The sequence below is a fragment of the Pontibacter sp. H249 genome, assembly GCF_037892465.1.
Taxonomy (GTDB): Bacteria; Bacteroidota; Bacteroidia; order Cytophagales; family Hymenobacteraceae; genus Pontibacter.
The window spans coordinates 150,033-170,870 of sequence record NZ_JBBKTR010000005.1 but is presented as its reverse complement, the minus strand read 5'-3'; the positions used below and the strand labels follow the sequence as shown (position 1 = coordinate 170,870).

Below are 20,838 nucleotides of genomic sequence, written 5' to 3'. Positions count from 1 at the left end.
TTTTCTGTTGAGTCGTCGTTACCTTTTATGTGATTTTATACTTCAAAATAGAAAGTGATATTAGTTTTCTTAGAAGGTGCTGTTCTGCTTGGTTAAGTATAATGGAAGTTATAACATTTAGTTTGTGATTTGAACCTTTGGGAGAAAGCAGCCAGGATGTGTTGTTGAATTTTACCGCGGGAAATTTTTTTGCAAAAAAAATGTTTTATGCAGTTATGTCGCGCAAAAGAGCATATAGCAGCAAAGGTTTTTCTATGTGTTTAATTTTTGTGATAACACTAAAATCAACATTAACTAGTCTGGTATTTATGATACTGGGAAATAAGTTGCTTTATTTTAATGAGTTAATTCTGAAGAAGCTGCTTTCAAAGACAGCTTCTTCAGAAACAAAAGGCTTAATGATTCTCTTGTAGCACTTTTATACTTGCCTGAAAGGTTTCTGCGCGTACTGCAATAATGTAAAGGCCTGCGGTTTTATGCGGTGTTGGTAGGGATATACTGACGTTGTTTACCCCTTGCTGAAGCTCTAATGTTTGCTGTTTTACCACGCTGCCACGTGCATCATATACAATAACAGAAGCTTTCTCTTGCTTCAATGCTGTGAAGGTAAGGGTTGTGTTTTGCCTGAAAGGATTTGGAAAGGCCTTTGCTTCAACAACAGCTAAATTCTCTACAGTTACAGCCACCACTTTGCTGTATTCATACTTACCGCCAAAGTCTATTTGCTTTAAGCGGTAGTAATTGGTGCCATAAGGCAGGCTTAGATCTGTAAAGCTATAGTTTATCGCAACGTTGCTGTTGCCATTTCCTTTTACCTCGCCAATTGTGGTATAGGTTTTACCATCACTGCTGCGCTCGATAATAAACTTATCGTTATTGATTTCTGAGGCCGTTTTCCAGTTAAGCTCCACGCCAAGCTTATTAGCTGTGGCAGAGAAACTCACAAGGGTAATAGGCAGCGGAGTTACTACATTATCTCTTCTGAAAGCACTATTAAGGTTTGAAGATTCATCCGTGCCGAAGCTATCAGTATCAAATAGATCAACCAGCCCATCTCCGTCTGAGTCAAGATAATGTTCATTACCAAATGTCTGGAATCTCAGTCTCTGGATCAGTCTACTACTTTCTTTCAGCCAATCTGGAGTAACATTATCAGAATTTGGTACAGGATAAATGGTTCGACTCCCGCTGCGTATACCAAATTGTTCCGCCAGCTTAAGCAGGTCCTGGAGAGATTGACCATCATTATCAATGTCATAGGCTTCTTCTGTATCGGACATCCCATCATTATCGCTATCAAAGTCTAGGTAGTCCGGGGTGCCATCACCGTCTGTATCTATTGGTTCAGAATAGGTGGTAGCCATGGAAGTATAAGAAGCATTTAAAGCAAAGGTACTTAAGTCTCTAATAGACTCTCCACTATTCACTTTACTTGCTACAGCTTCAATTCTATCAAGAATTCCGTCATTATCCGAGTCTGCATCCAGATAGTCTGGTACTGTGTCATTGTCACTATCTGGTAGTGCTTTTTCAAGGATGCCAGAGTCTGAAGTTGTTTCAAGCGCATTAATGAGGCCGTTTGTACCAACTGCTGAAGTATACCATCCAACAGTAAGATCGAGACCTGCCGGGCTTCTGCCTACGTTGGCTTCAACAGCATCCCAGACCCCATCACCATCTGAATCTAAGTCCAGTTTGTTAGGTATTCCGTCACCATCCTGATCCCCATCACCCTCTATTGCATCCGTAATGCCGTCGTTGTCATTGTCCAAATCAATGTTGTCGGCAACACCGTCAAAGTCATTGTCCTGTATTATAGGTATTGTATAGGTGGCAGGTGTTGCATCATAAGCCCCTTCGTTATCTTTAACCGTGAAGCGGAACTTAACATTAGAAGCATTGCTGACCTCAGGATCAAAGGTTAGGTTAATTCTGTCGCTCCATGGGTAATCCTGATTTATTACTGCTGCAACTCCATTAATAAATAGCTTACCTTGGGCAGGTGTTGGCAAAGATTTAATCTGAAAATGCGTAATGTTGGTACCTGAAGTTTCGGCATCTTTACCCTTTAAGGCATCTAGAGCTGTAGCTGGCGCAGAACTGGAAATTGCTGTAGAGTGCTTGGTGTTCTGGGCTATTGGCTCACCGTTGATAGGTATGGTAAAAGTAACCTCCTTGCTAATTGCGCCACTGTTATCTGTTACTAGGTAACTAAAAACCACGTCATCTAAACTACCCGCGACAGGGTCAAAAGTAAGTTTGTCTCTTAGGCTCCAGTCAAAAGAAGTTGTAGTGCTTGTTACTAAGGTTTTGTTAACATATACAGAACCGCTGGAAGGCAGCTGAGTTAATCTGAATGTTGAGATCATTCCGTCCTGATCGGTAGCTACTAAAGAGTTTACAGCCGTGAATGGTGCCGCAGTTGAAAGTGTAGCTGAGTTGGTTATACTCTGTGCAATAGGCGCGTGGGTGACAGGTATTGTGTAGGTGCCAATATTAGAAGCATATCCGTCTTTATTGTATGCTACGAAATTGAAAGTCGCCTTTTCACCGCCAAAGCCTGGATTAGGAGTATAGGTAAGTCCATTATAGCTGCCATCTTTAGCTAAGTATAGCTTTGTAAGGTTACTGCTCGTTACTGGGGTTCCGTTTATAAACAATGTACCGGAAGTAGGTAATGATCTAATTTGGTATTTATCTATAATGGAAGGATCAGGTGCTGTTAAATCACTTATGGCTGTGTATCCTGCGGATTTCAAGACAAGTGCTGTAGTGATATCTACAACTCTGGACAAAGTATGAACCGGTATAGTATAAATAGCATCTGCAGAAAAATTATTCTCTGTATTAGAGGCTTTGTAAGTAAAGGTGGCGTTTCCTCTATAAGCTGGATTAGGATCAAACTTTAAGTTGCCGGCTCCATTTGTCGGTACTGCATACTCTCCATTTGTAAGTATAACAGGTGTGTTTCCATAATACAGTGTCCCTGAACTGGCTTCTGGTAAGCTAGTAATGTAGTACCAGTTTATAGTGCCTCCTGTAGCGCTTAGTGGCTTAATGTCAGTTATAGGTGCGGTATTCAATAAAGGGTTGTTTGATATGTTCTCGGCAGTAGGCGTTATAGAAGGCGCACCAAAAGTGCCATTTATAGGAAGTGTATAGGTTGCTACGTTTGAGATTACTCCTTTTGCATCGGTAACGGTATAGGTAAAAGTATAAGTTTGTGATAAAAACCAGCCCCAGCCTGACGGAGTATAGTACAGGTTTTTCGCTTGTGAAGGGCTTATTGGTGAATTGGCCACTACTGCTGCTCCCCCAGGCCCAATTGTAAATGTTCCATCAGCTGGCAAAGAGCGAATAGTAAAGTTTGCAATGTCATCTAAGCCATCTAAATCTAAAGCACTTAAAGGACGAATATTCTGCTCTCCGTTTACAGTTATCGGTGTAGTTACATCACTTGCAACAGGAGCCGCATTAATCGGAATGTAATATGTGGCCGTGTTGGTGCTAAAAGCGCCTTGGTTATCGGTTGCAGTATAAGTAAACTTAGCTGTACCAAAAAAGGAAACCTCAGGGTCAAAAGAGAGCTGATCTGAAAGGTATATACTTTGTCCTATACTTGCCGGTTGGCTGTTTACAAGCAGAACACCCTGTGCAGGAGCTGGAATGGTTGCCAAAGTATAAAGATAGATACTTCCATTGGCGTCTGTAGCATTCAGTTTATCAATCGTTTTTCTACCATCCGTGTTTGATATCAAAGTAGTGTTGATAACATCGGTTGCCGCAGGTGCAGCATTACCTGGCACTTGGTTTAGAGTTGCAGTAACAGGAGTTCTGGGACTTTCACAGCCAGTGGTAGCGTTTCTTGTAGCTACGTAATAGGTGGTTGTGGCTGTGATGGTTGGTGAGTACGTGTTTCCTGTTATAGTTGCCCCAGAGGTATTAGTTATTGGAGTTCCTCCTGTAGCAGTTGTGTACCAGCGGTAATTGCCGCTGGTGCCGCCGGAGGCAGTAAGTGTAACACTGCCGATTCCAGAACGGGACGCACCTGTGGCAGCAGGTGATGCAGGTAACATGTTTACTGTAGCTGTTACAGCTGTTCTAGAAGTTTCTCCGCAACCGCTGATGCTGACTATAGATACATAATAAATAGTATTATCACCAAGGCTTGGGGTAGTATAAGTAGTGCCTGTTGCTATTGGTGTTCCTCCTGAAGCATTAGTATACCAACGGTAGGTTGCACCTGCTGGAGCCCCTGTGGCAGTAAGTATAACCTGGCCAGTACCGCAGCGCGAGCCTGTTGCGCTAGGCATTGCACTGATGGTGCCAGGATGTCTGTAAGCCGTTACTGGTGTTCTTGAGCTTTCACAGCCACTTGCGTTTCTAATCGATACATAATAGGTGGTGTTACTACTAATGATGGGCGTAGTATAAGTGGCATTTGTAGCTCCTGAGATGGGAGTTCCTCCTGTAGCAGTTGTGTACCAGCGGTAATTGCCGTTTGTGCCGCCGGAGGCGGTAAGTGTAACACTGCCATTCCCACAGCGAGCGTTATCAGTAGTGGTAGGTGCAGCAGGAGTAGTGTTAATAGTTACAGTAAAGGATTGTTCTTCGTCAGTCCATCTGCAGAACCAACCGCAATTACCTGACTCGTATTCAGCTTTGTAGTAGTAAGTTCCTGCCGGGGTTGTAGTAGGAACAGTATAGGTTTGGCTTTTTGCATTTATAATTGGCGTATAGCTTACACCATCGTTACTTATAAACCATTGTATATTCCGCACTTCATCCTCATAATTTGTTATCATTAGATTCTTAGCTTGACCTTCACAAATTGCCTGAGCAGAAGCTGTGCCTGCAGCTAAAACAAAAGAAGCTGCATAAAGTAGAGCAATTTTTAAAAAGTATCTTTTAAATAAATCAATACTTAAGTCAGTGATTACAGCAGCGTGCAGAAGTGTTTTGATGATTGGCTTCACGAGTTTAAAGATTAGAGTTTTAAATTGGGGAAGTCGTTTATAGGGCAGGTTTATTGGCGCGTTTTTATGGCTTTTTAATGCTGATCCATGTTAGTTTTTGATATAATTGAACTTAGGTCAAGGCTTGAAATTCAATATTAGAACATATACATATGAATGAACAACCATATGTTTGCTGCTGAGTAACTAGTGATAATAATTTTTAAAATAGGATTTAATTGATAAGATTTACCTTGTGAAAAGGGTTCGAGGTGAGTAGGGGGTAATGTGAATACGAGAAAGGTGATGGTGTAATAGATTTTGTAACAAATAGATAGGTGTTACTTTTGTAATCTTAATATTATGCTGGCTGCATTTCCACCAAAACCAGCGGCATTAACTATAATGCGAGATATGTCACTTTTAAAAGGAGGGGAATTGTGGGATGAATAATGTTTGAACACAGGGAGATCCACTGACAGGAGGTAAGAAGCATACTGCATACTTAATGCACCAGAGGCACCGAGGGTGTGTCCAAGCAGTGCTTTATTAGTTGTAATAACCTGAGATGAGTTTCCAAAGACTGCTTTAATAGCCTGGAGTTCTGCTTTATCGCCGGCCTTGGTGCCAGGGGTGTGGGTGATGATGGCATCAACAGTCTGGTCATGCTCAGGAAGTTGGGATAAGGCGTGACGCATAGCTTTTTGAAAATTTAAACCATCTGCCGAAATACTTGTTTTGCCTGCAATCTTCTCAAAGCCAAGACCTACAGCCTCTACTATAACATCTCCTGTAGTTAACTCCTCCTCACTGATAAGCTCTAGCGCAAACACGGCTGCTCCCTCGCCCAAAACAAACGTATTTTGTTCACCTTTATAAGGTTGGCAGGGGTAAGGGTTGTCTGCAAGTTTAGAATAAATGCCTACAGCCTTCATTTGAGCAATGGTGAAAGGGGTAAGTGGGGCCTCTGTGCCTCCGGCCAAAAATCGTTTAGCCATTCCTGATTTTAACCAAGCTACTCCGTTTGCAATGGCTATCAGGGCGGTGCTGCAGGTCATGGAGTGACTTATGTGTGCTCCGCCTGCATTCACTGCCTGCGCCACCCAGCTGGATAAATTTCCGAGTGTGGTAGTAGGAGAGGCGCTAGGTGCTATACTGCCATTTATACTTTGCTGATATGAATCATAGTGTTGTTCGAACAAACCAGTGGCACCCCTGGAAGAGCCGATGTTCACAGCCAGGTCGTCAGATACAGCCAAGTCATTAGATGCGGACGCATTTTCGTTAAACCAACCAGCTGCTGTGGCAGCCTTTCGTGCGGCGTAAATGGCCATTAAAACAGAGCGGTCGAGTTGCCTGTAGTTAGGGTTTGATTTTACAAGTTGCTGTAGTTCTTCTTCTGCACGAAGGGGTAAAGCGGCAACAGGTGTAGGCTCACCGTTATGAAGTATAGTGGTAAAGGCTGGTTTGCCTGAAGTATAAGCTTCATTTACAGAAACAACATCATGGCCAAGCGGAGAGATGACGCCTGTGCCTCTGATAACAATATGTTTTTTTGCCTCTGCCAAAGTATAAATTATTGCGCCTTTGCTACCAGCTCGTGCATGCCAAGTATAGTTTGGTGCACTTGCTCTAATTGCTCGTTTGTAATACAGTATGGGGGGATCATGTAAATAATATTGCCCAACGGCCGAAGTATAACGCCACGCTCCAGCGCAAAGTTATAAAGCTTATCACGTAGGTTGCTGAAGTAGGATGTGCCACCTGCCTCAAACTCAACGGCAAGTACAGTGCCTTGTTGGCGCACCTCCTTCACAAATTCCAGCTGCTTTGCCTTTTCTGCAAAAAGATCATGCTGCTGCGCAATGCGGTTTATACTTTGCTGGGTTTCCTGCTGTAATAATAAATCAAGGCTCGCCAAGCCTGCAGCACAGGCAACAGGGTTACCGGTATAGCTGTGGCCGTGGAAAAAGGTCTTGCTCTTATCGTTGTGCAGAAAGGCTTCGTAAATTTGATTGCTGCAGGTAGTCAGGCCAAGTGCCATAGTGCCGCCAGTTAAACCTTTCGAAAAGCACATCATATCAGGTTGGTGCTCCAGGTAATGGCTGGCAAAGGTGCGGCCTGTGCGGCCAAAACCAGTCATAACTTCGTCGGCAATAGTTAAGATGTTGTACTTCTGGCAAATGCCCATCAGCCTGTCTAACACCTCTGGGGTATACATTACCATACCGGCTGTTCCCAATACCAAAGGCTCATAAATAAAGGCTGCAACGTCTCCTGCTAGGGCTACAGCTTCTAATTGTTTTATAGTTTCTTCTTCCTGGCCCGGTACCGGAACATCTACAAATGCTACATCAAACAAGTATGACCAGAACGGAGCGGTAAAGGCGCTGCGGCTGCTAATAGACATAGCCCCAAAGGTATCGCCGTGGTAGCTGTCCCGGAAGGCTACTACTTTACGCTTTGGTTCGCCGACGTTGTTCCAATACTGGATCGCCATTTTTATTGCCACCTCTACGGCCGTAGACCCGTTGTCGGAGTAAAAAGCACGCTTCTGATTTTGAGGTAATATTTGAAGTAAACGCTCTGCCAACACAACAGCAGCCGGATGCGTGAAGCCTGCAAAAATTACATGCTCCAGTGTCTGTAACTGCTCTGCTACCTTTTGCGCAATGTATGGGTGTGCATGCCCGTGCAAGTTTACCCACCACGATGAAACAGCATCAATATAAGAAGTACCATCATCAGAGAATAACAAGGCTCCTTCGCCACGCACAATGGGAATGGGTAGGGGAGCAGTTTTCATCTGCGTGTAAGGGTGCCAGATTACGTTATGGTCGCGTTGTGCCAGATCCATGACTAGGATTCTATTAGATTAAAAGATGCCAAGATTTATACTTTAAGTAAAGTTTACTGATACTACTTTTGTTCAGCTATACTTTCAAAGTGTAAATTCTGAGGCAAAGGTAAGGCATATACTTCAGAAGACCTTTTCTGAAGTAGAGAATCGTTTGGCAGTTTAGGATTTTATACTTGGCGAGTCTGCTTTTGTAGCAGCTGTACTATCTTTCGGCCTCTGCTTTGCATGGCAGGAGAACCATCGCGCAGGTAATATTCAGTTTGTGCCAGCAACTCTTCTTTTATCCAACTTAAATCTGTAGATAGGTTAAAGAGAACCTCCAGGCAATTAACTTTTACAGCAACAGGCGTAGCCGGATTTATGAGCCAGTCAAAAACTACCTCTACCACCTGCTCCCGAACTGCAATCTCAGTAAACGCACTTTTATATGCCGTACTTGCTTTAGGACTGCTGATATGCATGAGAATTTTGGTGAAGTGGCGCTGACAGCTTTGGTTCTTTTGTTCGGGTAACCTTTTCAGGAATATCGTGAGTACAGGCAGAAAGCACTCTGAGTAATGTTCTTCTATATGCTCCAACACCCAGGCTGCTCTAAAAGCAATAGCCGGCTGCTCTTTGAGGAAACAAATATCCAGTAGCTCTTGCACAGAGAGTTTATCAGCACCTGCCAAATAGCTTAGCTCCTGTACTTTGGTTTTCTTCATGGTGGAAGAAAGTAAGGCAAGTAACTCTTCTCTGGTCATGGATATTTTGAAACTTCAAAAACACAAATGTCATTTCGAGCTAAGCGATATATCTAGAACAATTCACGATTCCGCAATATTCCTGATTTCTAGCTTAGCTCGAAATGACATTAAGCCCCTTGAAGTATAAAATGGCTAGTAAAGTTTACGCAATAGGCTTTCTGTTGAATCTAAGTTATAAATATCCCTTAAACTGCTCAGCATATTCAGCAACAGTATCCTTGCAAAAATCAGCTTCCTGGCGGATGGATGGCAGGCGGCGCAGACCAGTATACTTGATGATGAAATCTTCTGAGCTTGGGATTTCTTCGCCGTTGAAGATAATGCCAGCTACCGGTATCTTGCGGTAACGCAGTACTTCTGCTGTGAGTAAAGTATGGTTTATGCTTCCAAGATAGTTGCGCGATACCAGCACCACTTCCAGCCCGAGCTGTTGTACAAGATCCAGTACGAGGTAGCGTTTGTTTAAAGGCACCATCAAACCGCCTGCACCTTCTACAATCAGGTTATTAGATGTCTCTGGTAGTTTCAGCCCATGCACGTCAATTTCGACACCCTCTGCTGCGGCGGCACGGTGTGGAGAGGCAGCCATCTTTAGGCGGTAGGCTTCCGGGTGAAATACAGATACAGGGTTAGACACCAGACTCATAACAGTGTCTGTGTCTGTAAAATCTAGGCCACCTGCCTGCACAGGTTTCCAATAGTCGGCTTGCAGGGCTTCGGTAAGTATGGCGGCTGCAACTGTCTTGCCTACATCTGTACCTATGCCTGTTACAAAATAACGTTTCATGTTCCTTTGGCTATGGCCTGCACGAGGCCCTCAATTTCTTCTTCTAAATTATATGCGTGCACAATTACTCGTAAACGCTCCTGGCCTTGCGGCACAGTGGGGCTGAGTACGGGGCGTACATCAAAACCATTTTGTTGTAAGTATAAGGCTAGCTTTTTCAGTTTTGCCACATCGCCGTTCTCCAGGAAAACAGAAAGTATAACACTATCTTCCGGGGCACAGCGAATGCCTTTTACTTCATTCAGTTGCTCCAACAGGTGTTTTGACAGCTTTTTTACTTTCTGACGTTCTTTGTCCAGCTCAGGTAACAATGTATAAGCGCATTGCAGCGTTATAAGTGCATGAGTCGGTAAACCTGTTGTGTATATAAAGGCGCGACTAAAGTTTACCAAGTAGTCGCGCAGCACTTTTGATCCTACCACAGCTGCTCCATGGCTACCCATTGCTTTGCCATAGGTTATTACCTGTGCAAACACCTTGTCCGCTAAGCCGAGCGCAACCGTTAAACCTTCGCCTTTGGGGCCATACAAGCCAACAGCATGGGCTTCGTCTACTATTAAAGCTATACTTTGCTCGTGGCACAGCTGCGCCAGATCCGTTAAAGGGGCCTTGTCGCCATCCATGGAGTAAACAGATTCTACTACCACGAATGCTGTGCCTGTGGCATGTTGTAGCTTCCGCCTCAGGTCCTCCAGGTCGTTGTGCTTAAAGCTGTAGCTTTTTGCAAAACTAAGGCGCATACCATCCTTGATAGAGGCGTGAATGGCCTCATCGTAAAATATGGTATCGCCACGCTGGGGCAAGGCAGACAGAAGCCCGACGTTAGCCGCGTATCCGGAGTTAAACAGCAAGGCTGCTTCGCTGTGGTGGTACTGCGCTATCGTTGCTTCCAGTTCCTCAAATAAAGTATTATTGCCGGATAATAAGCGGGAGCCGGTTGCCCCCATTGGCAGATGTTTAAACTTATCCTCGTACTTATGGATAAGTGCCCGCAACTCTTCAGAGCGAGCAAGTCCGAGGTAATCATTAGAGCAAAAGTCTATCAGGCCAGAGGTAGTTCTTAGTTGGCGCAAGTTACCCTGCGCCTCCCGCTCAGCCAGTTTTTGCTGTAGTTTATTTGACAAAGGAATTTGTGACAAAGGACAAAGGAGTTAAGGATAATACTATAAAGTATAAAGTCTTTTGTCTTATGCCAAGAACTCTTATGTCTTAAGAACAAACGTGCTGAGTTTCTTCTTTAAAAGATTTTCTTGGATTCAGGCCAAGCAGTTCGAACATCGCCTTGTCCTGATCGAAGTCAGGGTTTGGCGTGGTAAGCAGCTTTTCGCCTGTAAAGATGGAGTTGGCACCAGCCAGGAAGCAAAGCGACTGCTCGGTAACGCTCATGCGCTCACGGCCAGCTGATAAACGTACCATCGTTTGTGGCATCAGGATACGTGCAGTAGCAATCATGCGTACCATTTCCCAAACCGATACCAGTGGCTGGTTCTCCAAAGGTGTTCCTTTTACCGGAACAAGCGCATTTACCGGAACCGACTCCGGGTGTTGCTCCAAAGTAGAAAGTGTGTGCAGCATTTTAATCCTGTCTTCGTCTGTCTCGCCTAGGCCAATGATGCCACCAGAGCAAACAGATATACCAGCCTTACGCACATTATTTATCGTGTCCAGGCGGTCGTCGTAGGTACGAGTCGTGATGATGTTGCTGTAGTTTTCTTCTGAAGTATCCAGGTTGTGGTTGTAAGCGTACAAACCGGCTTCTTTCAGCTTCTCAGCCTGGTACTCGTTTACCATACCCAGCGTGCAGCATACTTCAAGGCCCATTTCGTTTACGCCTTTTACCATGTCCAGCACCTTATCAAAGTCGCGGTTGTCGCGCACCTCGCGCCATGCAGCACCCATGCAGAAACGGGTAGAGCCACCATTTTTTGCACGCTGCGCTGCTGTAAGCACCTGCTCTTGGCTCAATAGCTTATGTACATCAACACCTGTATGGAAACGCGCCGCTTGTGGGCAATAGGAACAATCTTCAGGGCAGCCGCCTGTTTTAACTGAAAGCAATGTACACACCTGAACCTCTCCTGTAGCCTGATACTGTTTATGCACATTAGCAGCTTCAACTATCAGTTCAAGTACGGGTTTGTAGTAAATTTCTTTTATCTCTTCCAGACTCCAGTCGGTTCGGATGCCTGTGTTTAGTTCGTTCTGCGTCATGGTACTCGTTTTTAGGGTTACGAAGGTAATTTGAAGATTTAGGAAATAAAAATCAAAAATATGGGCAGTTTTAGTGGATAAATACTTAAGTAATTCAGCATGTGTAGGTTTTCTGTGGAAAAAATGGTCTGTTAATTTGTTGAGAAATTTTCCGGCTGCACTTAATTAATCCCTTGGCCATGTAAAACATGATAATCTAAGTGTTAGTTGTTGTTAACAGATTGTTTGTAACAGTTGCTGTACTTTAATAGTACGCTGTCATTATTACTTGTTTTTAACCCAGATGTTTTACTAATGGAGCAACCGTCTACTACTACTTATCCTACAGCATCAACAAATGGCTTCCAGACTTTAAAACTTTCTGCAACAAGTATAGCCAAAGGTTTGATGGCAGTTGTGCTGTTGCTATTGTGCCTGCACATCACAGGTGTTTTACTAGAAGCTGTTTTTGACTATGATTCTCGCTTAACCCGCATTATCGTCAGGTATTTCGATTTTAATGGAGAGGAAAATGTGCCTGCCTTTTTCTCTTCTGTATTACTGTTAACGGCAGCCGCACTGCTATACTTGATTTACCTTGTTCACAAAAAAAGTATGAAATCAGGTAGCGGGAAAAGGTATTGGCTGGTGCTCTCGTTTATTTTTGCTTTTATGGCTGTAGATGAAAGTGTTCAGATTCATGAGCATATTGCAGAGTTTGTGCGGCCCCAGCTCACTTCTGATCTTAACGGCTTGCTGCACTGGTCTTGGGTTGTGCCTTATTCTTTCGCATTAATAGCTATAGTAGCATTTTTCTTTAAATGGGTACTTTCCTTGCCCACTGTTGCACGTAATCTGTTTTTTATAGCAGGAGCCATGTTTGTTATGGGCGCTCTGGGTTTAGAGTTTGTAGAAGGCTATCTGTATAAGCATTACGGTTTAAATCACATCTACAACAGAGTTATGTATACACTAGAGGAGTTTTTGGAAATGACAGCTGTTATACTTTTCATTTATGCCTTACTACAGCACTTAGCCTCATTTAAGCAGAAGATATTACTTACAAAAGCAAACTTGTAAAGTAATAACTCACCTTCTACTTGCAAGTCAAATCTGGTTCTAATCTTTGGCTTCGAAAAGTTTTATGTCATATTAAATATGACATATTTAGTAACCTATAGCTATATAGTATCGTTAAAATTTTATATATTTTAATTTTAAAGTTATTTAATACATTGAAGCTGCAAAAGGAGGGGCTTTTTGAATGATGAACTTTAGGGCTAATCTTTCCAAGTATAAAGTACTTCTTTTGCAGAAAATGAACCAGCTTCTTTTAGGAAGGTTAAGTGGAAATGTTCCGGCAACTGTAGTCAACTCAGTGGAGGAACATCTTTTCAATCCCATTATCAGAAAGCATGTAGAGGAAGTTATCACAATTGCTGACCCTACTATTGAACGATATACGTTTCCTAGTACCTTTCCACCTACTTTTAGGAAGTATAAAGCATTCGACAAGAAAAACCTCTATCTACTAAAGAATGTCAGCGTTTCTCCTTTTTCTGGTTTAGCCTGGATAGGCAACTCTTATTTTCTGGCAGAAAGTCTGGGGGCTTTACATAGGCTTATCGGATGGGGTAATATTTTGCACGAGCCGTTGCTGAAATGTGAGCAACTCGACGAAGAAGAGTATGTGATTAGTTGTCCAAATCATCCCTATTATCATTGGTTGTTTGAGACTCTACCCAACATCCTGCTGGCACTTGAGGCTATGCCTTCTGCCAAAATAATGATATCCAATAATTCGCCCGCCTACTGTAAAGATTTGCTAAAGTTTATGTTTGGTGAGCAAGGCTACTTAAAGCGGGTTATAGTGGCAGATAGCGTAAAAGTTGTACCAAAATTCTTTTCGCTGCAACAAGAACCTGATGCAGGGTTTATACATCCGGTAGCCATTCAGTATTTACAGCAGTTCCCGGATGAACTGCTGCGGCAGGCAAGCAGTTCATTAACTGGTTCTTACATTTACATCTCCAGAAGAAAAGCTAAAAAAAGACAGTTAGCTAACGAGGAGGAGGTGGAGCAGGCAATGCAAAACTTAGGCTTCACGGTTTTGTACTGTGAAGATTTAACTTTTATAGAGCAAATTGCCGCATTCTCCAAAGCCACTTTTATCGTTGCTTCACACGGAGGCGGATTAAGCAACATGGTCTGGGCAACACAGAAAGCTAGCATACTTGAGGTATTTGCATACGATTACTTTAACGATTGCTTTGCAAGGCTTGCAGTTAGTCTTGGGTTTGATTACAGCTATACTTTTGCAGACGAGCATAAAGGCAGCAGCGGCAGTATTAATGTTAAGGAACTGGTAAACACAGTAGAAAGCATACTAAAAGTAGAGTTTCAGGATGATGCAGCTCTATTTTTTCAGGAACAATATACAACTGGCTTTTTTCCTACTACTAAAATTCGCCGTACTTTTGAGCGCAGCCTTTAGATAGGTGTAAACTAAAAAAGCACCCATTTCTGAGTGCTTCTTCAATTGTACAAAGTATAAGCTTTATTTATCTTTCTCCTCTAGTACCTGGCCATTGCGGTAAACTCTTGTTTTAATTACTTTGCCTTCCGGGTTGTGGTACTTCCATGTGCCGGTTTCGCGGTTGTTTCTAAACTGGCCCAACACCTCAACCTTTCCGTCTTCAAAATATTGCTTATAGGGGCCAAATCGAAGGCCGTCTTTGTGGTTGGCCTCAGATTTTAATTTGCCCGATGGATAGTACTCGTGGCTAAGGCCAACAATTTTGCCATCCTCATACTTATACTTTTCCTTTACCTGTCCGTTTTCGTGATAAACCAGTTTATCGCCTACACGTTTGTCTTCTTTGTATGATTCTGTGATATGCACAGGTTTGTTCGGAGCATCGTAGTAGCGCTTCCAGTTGCCGTGCTTCTTCTTGTTTTTAATCTGCTCCTCGGCCTGCAAATTACCAGATGGATAATAGGTGATCGTTTTTAATTCATCACCATTGCTGCTGCCAATTACCTCCTCTTTTAGTTTACCGTCTTCGTAAAAGTATTGGCCTGTGCCATTTACGTTTCCGTTTTTATAGGTAATGCTGCTACGGAGCTTACCACTTTCGTAGTATGATTTTGACGAACCATGCATTTTGCCTGCCAGAAAACTGCCTTCTGTGCTTAGTTGGCCATTACGATAATAACTTTTAAAGCTGCCGTTCTTCTGGCCTGCCTCATTCATCACCTCAGTCTGTAGCTGCCCATTATCGAAATAAGTTCGGTAAGAGCCTTCAATCATGCCGTTATTGTAGCTGGCTTCTGTTTCTGGTTTGCCATTAGGGAAATAGGTTTTGGCCGGACCGTTCTGCTTGCTGTCTTTATAAGAAATTTCAGATCTTAAAGTACCGTCTGCATAAAACTCGCGCACCATTCCCTCCGGAAAACCTTTTACAAACTCGGTCTCCTTCTTTGTAGTGCCATCAGGATTGTAGGTTTTAAAAATGCCTGTCTGTTGGTCGTTTTCATAACTGCCCTCTTGCAGCAGTTTACCACTAGGATGATAAGCTTTGAAAGGTCCCTGCATTATACCTTTCACGTAGTTTACTTGCAGCTTAACTTGCCCATTGGGGTAGTATTCTGTGTAAACGCTATCTTTTTTGCCCTCTACAAACTTTACTAAAGCCTCTTTTTCTCCGCCCATGTAGTAGCGGTTGTAGTAGCCTACTATGGTCGAGTCAGGCAGAAGCATCTGGTATACTTCCTTTACTGCGCTCTGGTCCTGTGGGTGGTAAGTGATCACTTTCGTTTGTGCACTTGCCATATTTTGGGCAAAGCAAAGCGCTACGATTAAGGAAAGAAATCTATACATAATAATGATGGTTTAAATTAGAAAGTGGCGGTTTATACTTTCTGGTTTATTATCTGTTTTGACACTAATCTTAGAAACGGGTCCGGGTCTTTTAAAAAGGTTTTTGCAAACGCTGCAGCCTTTTGATGGTTAACTTTAGCCAAACTCAGCAAAGCCCTTCTCCTCACATATTTGTCCTTGTCACGATTTATAAGGTTCACAAGCAACTTCTCCTGATCTTCCACTTGGATGTTGCCAAGTAATTCCGCAACCTGCCACCTGGCCTGAGGCTGATCTGAGTTGATTGCCTTTTTTACAAATCTGAGCTTAGACTCCAGTTTGTCAGCGACTCTCTGAAGAACCGTTCCAGATTCATTATCTATCGCCAGCGCATAAACCAGCAACTGTGCCAGGTCGTGGTTAAACTCTTTGTTGAGAAGCTCAATAACTTCATCAACTGCTAAATAAATTTCATCCCAATTAGGATACGCAGCCTCCCATTCTCCTAGTCCTCTGTTTTCGGAGTAGTTGTCGGGTGTCATTCCTGCCCATTCCCAGAAGTTAGCTAATTCAGTTTGTAACAACATATATGCTTTCGTATAGATGAACACCAAAACTATGGAAAACAGTTTAATGTGCAGGCATAGGTACAAAAAAAGAAGCCCTACGCATAACGTAAGGCTTCCTGCAAAATGTATGCCTTACGGCAAGTTATACTTTCTCGATTACAAGGGCAGAAGCGCCGCCGCCGCCGTTGCATATACCGGTTACACCAATCTTTCCGCCTTTTTTATCCAGCACGTTGCAAAGTGTGGTTACAATACGGGCTCCTGATGCTCCAAGCGGGTGGCCCAGCGATACAGCACCACCAAACACGTTTACGTTACCACCTTCTAAACCAAGCTTTTGGTTGTTTGCAATAGATACTACGGAGAATGCTTCGTTGATCTCGTAGAAATCTACTTCCTCAGGTGTTACGCCTGCATTTTTAAGCGCTTTAGGTATAGCCAAAGATGGAGTAGTCGTGAACCAGATCGGATCCTGCTCAGCATCAGCAAAGCCACGGATTTTCGCTATCGGCTTCACCCCAAGTTCTTCTGCCTTTTCTTTGCTCATCAGTAACACAGCAGCGGCACCATCATTAAGAGTAGAGGCGTTGGCAGCAGTTACAGTACCGGCCTTGTCGAATACAGGGCGCAGGCCGGGTATCTTATCAAAGCTCACTTTTTTATACTCTTCGTCTTCGGTTACCACAAGCGGGTCTTTGCCACGCTGCGGAATTTCAACCGGAACGATTTCATCTTTCATTAAACCGGCTTCAGCGGCTGCAGCAGATTTTTTATAAGAACTGATGGCATACTCGTCCTGCATTTCGCGCGTGATCTGCATTTCGCGGGCAGTGTTCTCAGCAGCGTTACCCATATGGAAGTCGTTGTAAACATCCCACAAACCATCTCTGATCAAACCATCCGTCATCTGGCCATGGCCCATTTTGGCGCCCCAGCGTGCCTTTTCAAGGTAGTAAGGCACGTTGCTCATGCTTTCCATGCCACCTGCCACAATTACATCTTTATGGCCTAGCATAATAGCCTGTGCCGCAAACATAATCGCTTTTGTACCAGAGGCACATACTTTGTTTACAGTAGTACACTCTACGTTGTAGCCAAGGCCAGCCTTAACAGCAGCCTGGCGTGCAGGTGCCTGGCCTACGTTGGCAGATAAAACGTTACCCATAATAACCTCTTGTACCTGCTCTTTGTCTATGCCGGCTCTCTCTACAGCGCCTTTGATAGCGGCTGCACCAAGATCAGTAGCTGAAAGACTAGATAAAGCACCACCAAAGCTGCCAATAGGCGTACGAACCGCCGAAATGATATATACTTCCTTTGTTTGCATGTTATAATTCGGATTAATTTAGTTGTGTGAAATTACCATGTTTCCTGTTCAAAACCAAACGTTCGTTAGCCAAGTGCAAAGCGAATACTGATTGCATTTTAGTTGCCAATGCCACACGTTTACAGCATGTATTAAACCTAATGCATCTTGTGCAGTCTATGTTTAACAACAGGTTTATACTTTGAGCAGCAAGTATTGTTGCTTATACTTTTAATGCTGATTTTATACTTAACGAGAACCATTTTGTATAAAAACAACCTTTTGCTAAAGTATGTTATACTTGGTAAGCATAGTTAGGGGAGGAGTATTATCTTTAGAAACTAAAACTAATCTATACTAAACACCAATTTCACCCGCAATGAGAAAATATTTATTGCTGGCAGCTATATGTGGTGCAGGCCTAATGCAGGCGCAGGCACAGCAGCAAGCTGCCAAAAAACCACTCACGCACGACGTGTACGACAGCTGGAAAGGGGTAGCAGGAGAGAAGATCTCAAACAACGGCAAGTATGTACTGTTTAACGTGAACACGCAAGAAGGCGACGGAGAACTGATCATCAAAAACTACATCAGCAACGCCACCAAACAGTATAGCCGGGGAGGCCGTGCCGAGTTCTCAAACGACAGCCGTTATGCCGTTTTTGAAATTAAGCCAGAGTACCAGCAGGTGCGTGCCCTTAAGTTAAAGAAAAAGAAAGCGGATGACCTGCCTAAGGATTCTCTGGCGATTGTGAAGCTGGAGGACATGAGTGTGGTGAAGGTGCCGCGTGTAAAATCTTATAAATTACCTAAGGAAGGCAGCGACTGGTTAGCTTATCATCTGGAGAAACCACTTCCTGAAAAAAAAGAAGCTAAGTCTGCAGAGCCTAAAGTAGAAGAGCCTAAAAAGCCTGCAGCCAAGCCGCTGAAGCAAAATAAAAAAGCAGAAGGTACAGAGTTAGTGCTGCGCAACCTTCAGTCTGGGCAGGAGCACCGCTTTACACGTGTAATAGATTATATCTTTTCGGAGAAAGGCAACATGCTATACTTTGTTAAGGATGAGTTAGATTCGCTTCACAAAGCTGGTGTTTATGCTTTCAGTACTTCTGATCTGAAGACAATGCCAATCGATACGGGTAAGGTAACCTATAAAAGCATCAGTGCTGATAAAGCCGGAGAGCAAATGGCGTATGTTGCTACAATGGATACAGTTGGTGCCGAGATTCGCTATTTTAACCTGTACCATTGGAACAAAAAGGATAATAAAACTGCGCTGCTAGCAGATACAGTTTCGAAAGGTATGCCGAAGGCGTGGATGGTAAGCGAACACGGCAGACTGAACTTCTCAGAAGATGGTAAGCGCCTGTTTTTTGGTACGTTCCCGCGGCCTACACGCTACGAAAAAGATACTACCAAGCTAGAGGAGGAAAAAGTGAGCCTGGATATTTGGACCTACAAGGATCCGCTCATTCAACCAATGCAGCTCAAAAACAAAGACCGCGAGTTAAAACGCTCCTTCCTGGCCATGTACGACCTGAGGGGCAAACGCATACAGCAGTTGGCTACCTTGGAAGTGCCGGATGTATACCTGGATGCTTACGGACAAGGGGATGTAGCACTGGGTGTAAGCGATGAAAAGTATAAAATCACGATCGGTTACGAAACTCCAACACGTAAAGACGCTTATCTGATAGACCTGAAGAAAGGTAGTAAAAAGCAGGTGCTTTCTGAGACAAGGGGTTATCCGCGTATGTCACCGCTAGGTAATTACATTTACTGGTACGAACCAACCGATAGCAGCTGGCATGCCATGAGCAGCAAAGGTGGTGCTAACATTAATTTAACTAAGCGCATCGGCCTGCCGTTCTACGACGAAACGAATGATATCCCAACCCTGCCAGGCGATTATGGCTTTGCAGGATGGGTTGAAAAAGACAGTTACCTGCTGGTTTACGACAAGCATGATATATGGAAGCTAGACCCAAGCGGGAAAAAAGCACCTGAAAACCTTACTGATAAGTATGGCCGGCAGAACAACATGCGCCTGCGCTATGAGCAACTGGACAGAGAGGAGAAGTTTATTCCTGAAGATGCCACTGTCTATGTAAGCGGATTTAACTATGCCACCAAAGCGGATGCATTCTATCGTGAGAATATCAGCAAAAAGACTGCTCCTGAAAAATTGATTGGATCAGACCATTCATACGCAGGACTGAATAAGGCTAAAGCAGGTGACCGTATCACATTCCGCAGAGGCTCCTTTAGAGAATACAATGATATTTACACGGCAGACGCAAACTTTGGTAAAGTAGAGAAACTAAGCGATGCCAACCCGCAGATGAAAGATTACCTATGGGGAAATGTAGAGCTGGTAAACTGGAAATCTACAGACGGAGTGCCGCTGGAAGGTTTGCTGTTTAAGCCAGAGAACTTTGATCCTAAGAAAAAGTACCCTATGCTGGTATACTTCTACGAGCGTTCTTCTGACGGATTGCACTCGTATCGTACGCCTGCGCCAAGTGCTTCTACTATCAATATTCCATATTATGTAAGCAACGACTACCTGGTGTTTGTGCCGGACATTGTTTACATTGACGGTTACCCAGGCGAAAGTGCTATGGATTGCATCATACCTGGTGTGCAGAGCTTGGTTGCCCAAGGTTTTGTAGACGACAAGAACATGGCTTTGCAAGGCCAAAGCTGGGGAGGTTACCAAATTGCTTATATGATTACCCGCACCAATATGTTTAAAGCGGCCATGGCCGGTGCTCCGGTTTCAAACATGACAAGTGCCTACGGCGGTATTCGTTGGGGTACAGGCATGAGCCGCCAGTTCCAGTACGAGCGTACACAAAGCCGTATTGGCGGTACGCTATGGGAAAAGCCGATGCAGTTTATCGAAAACTCGCCGCTGTTCTTTGCTGACCGTGTTAAAACGCCACTACTGATCATGCATAATGACCAGGACGGTGCTGTGCCGTGGTACCAGGGTATTGAGTACTTTATGGCCCTGCGCCGCCTGCAGAAACCTGTTTGGATGCTGGTATACAATGGCGAAGACCATAACTTGGTGCAGCGCAAAAACCGCAAAGATTTATCAGCTCGAATGTCTCAGTTCTTTGATCATTACCTGAAGGGTGCTCCAATGCCTGTTTGGATGAAGCAAGGTGTACCATCGGTAGTAAAAGGGAAAGATTACGGCTTCGAACTGGTAGAGCCACAGCCAGAGGTTGCCGGCGAAGCAAATGAGTAAACAACAGTAGGCATAATTAATTGGGTATTTGTTTAAGCTGTACCTGGATATAGAATCTGCCTATATTTTAAATAGAATGATTTAACAAAATAAAGATTTAGTAGGCAGTTGATTAACAGCCGAAATACAAACAAAAAGGGAGCAGGTTTATACCTGCTCCCTTTTTGTTTGTTGAATATTGATTCTAATTGTGCTAAAAAAATATAATTTAAATTATATTTTAAAAATATGTTATGCTGTTAGATCATCATGGATTTAATGTCGCTTTTCAAGCCAAATTGGGAAAGTATGAAGGCTGAATTTCTCTTTATGG

General features: G+C 43.6%; 13 protein-coding genes. 3 read left to right on the top strand and 10 right to left on the bottom strand.

Annotated elements, in window-relative coordinates; translation table 11 throughout:
• Positions 1-395 precede the first annotated feature (395 nt).
• The 7 genes from WG943_RS09020 to bioB form a co-directional block, all read right to left on the bottom strand.
• On the bottom strand, positions 396-4,805 hold the full coding sequence (locus WG943_RS09020) for an Ig-like domain-containing protein (protein WP_340408334.1): 4,410 nt from the start codon (positions 4,803-4,805) through the stop codon (positions 396-398).
• Between the two features lie 491 nt (positions 4,806-5,296).
• Positions 5,297-6,523, bottom strand: coding sequence for a beta-ketoacyl synthase N-terminal-like domain-containing protein (locus WG943_RS09015; protein WP_340408332.1), 1,227 nt, complete (start codon positions 6,521-6,523; stop codon positions 5,297-5,299).
• An 8-nt stretch (positions 6,524-6,531) separates the two neighbouring features.
• A complete protein-coding gene (bioA, locus tag WG943_RS09010; protein WP_340408331.1) occupies positions 6,532-7,812 on the bottom strand; it encodes an adenosylmethionine--8-amino-7-oxononanoate transaminase in 1,281 nt (426 codons plus the stop codon).
• A 170-nt stretch (positions 7,813-7,982) separates the two neighbouring features.
• On the bottom strand, positions 7,983-8,558 hold the full coding sequence (locus WG943_RS09005) for a hypothetical protein (protein WP_340408330.1): 576 nt from the start codon (positions 8,556-8,558) through the stop codon (positions 7,983-7,985).
• 175 nt (positions 8,559-8,733) lie between these two features.
• Positions 8,734-9,348 (bottom strand): dethiobiotin synthase, encoded by a 615-nt coding sequence (bioD, locus tag WG943_RS09000; protein ID WP_340408329.1) that lies wholly within the window; start codon positions 9,346-9,348, stop codon positions 8,734-8,736.
• The gene (locus WG943_RS08995) at positions 9,345-10,472 is read right to left on the bottom strand and encodes an aminotransferase class I/II-fold pyridoxal phosphate-dependent enzyme (RefSeq protein ID WP_340408328.1); all 1,128 of its coding nucleotides are present in this window, start codon (positions 10,470-10,472) and stop codon (positions 9,345-9,347) included. The genes bioD and WG943_RS08995 overlap by 4 nt, the downstream gene beginning before the upstream one ends.
• Positions 10,473-10,557: 85 nt before the next feature.
• Entirely contained in the window at positions 10,558-11,559 is a 1,002-nt protein-coding gene (bioB, locus tag WG943_RS08990) for a biotin synthase BioB (protein WP_340408327.1), read from the bottom strand.
• 294 nt (positions 11,560-11,853) lie between these two features.
• Between bioB and WG943_RS08985 the strand changes: the two genes are divergently transcribed.
• A complete protein-coding gene (locus WG943_RS08985; protein ID WP_340408326.1) occupies positions 11,854-12,618 on the top strand; it encodes a multidrug transporter in 765 nt (254 codons plus the stop codon).
• Positions 12,619-12,856: 238 nt separating this feature from the next.
• The gene (locus WG943_RS08980) at positions 12,857-14,032 is read left to right on the top strand and encodes a glycosyltransferase family 61 protein (RefSeq protein WP_340408436.1); all 1,176 of its coding nucleotides are present in this window, start codon (positions 12,857-12,859) and stop codon (positions 14,030-14,032) included.
• 63 nt (positions 14,033-14,095) lie between these two features.
• Here the strand turns inward: WG943_RS08980 and WG943_RS08975 are convergent, their stop codons facing one another.
• The 3 genes from WG943_RS08975 to WG943_RS08965 form a co-directional block, all read right to left on the bottom strand.
• On the bottom strand, positions 14,096-15,418 hold the full coding sequence (locus WG943_RS08975; protein ID WP_340408324.1) for a toxin-antitoxin system YwqK family antitoxin: 1,323 nt from the start codon (positions 15,416-15,418) through the stop codon (positions 14,096-14,098).
• Between the two features lie 32 nt (positions 15,419-15,450).
• The gene (locus tag WG943_RS08970) at positions 15,451-15,984 is read right to left on the bottom strand and encodes a HEAT repeat domain-containing protein (RefSeq protein WP_340408322.1); all 534 of its coding nucleotides are present in this window, start codon (positions 15,982-15,984) and stop codon (positions 15,451-15,453) included.
• A gap of 124 nt (positions 15,985-16,108) precedes the next feature.
• Positions 16,109-17,293, bottom strand: a complete 1,185-nt coding sequence (locus WG943_RS08965) for an acetyl-CoA C-acyltransferase (RefSeq protein ID WP_340408320.1) — start codon at positions 17,291-17,293, stop codon at positions 16,109-16,111.
• 358 nt (positions 17,294-17,651) lie between these two features.
• Between WG943_RS08965 and WG943_RS08960 the strand changes: the two genes are divergently transcribed.
• On the top strand, positions 17,652-20,525 hold the full coding sequence (locus tag WG943_RS08960) for an alpha/beta hydrolase family protein (protein ID WP_340408319.1): 2,874 nt from the start codon (positions 17,652-17,654) through the stop codon (positions 20,523-20,525).
• Positions 20,526-20,838 lie beyond the last annotated feature (313 nt).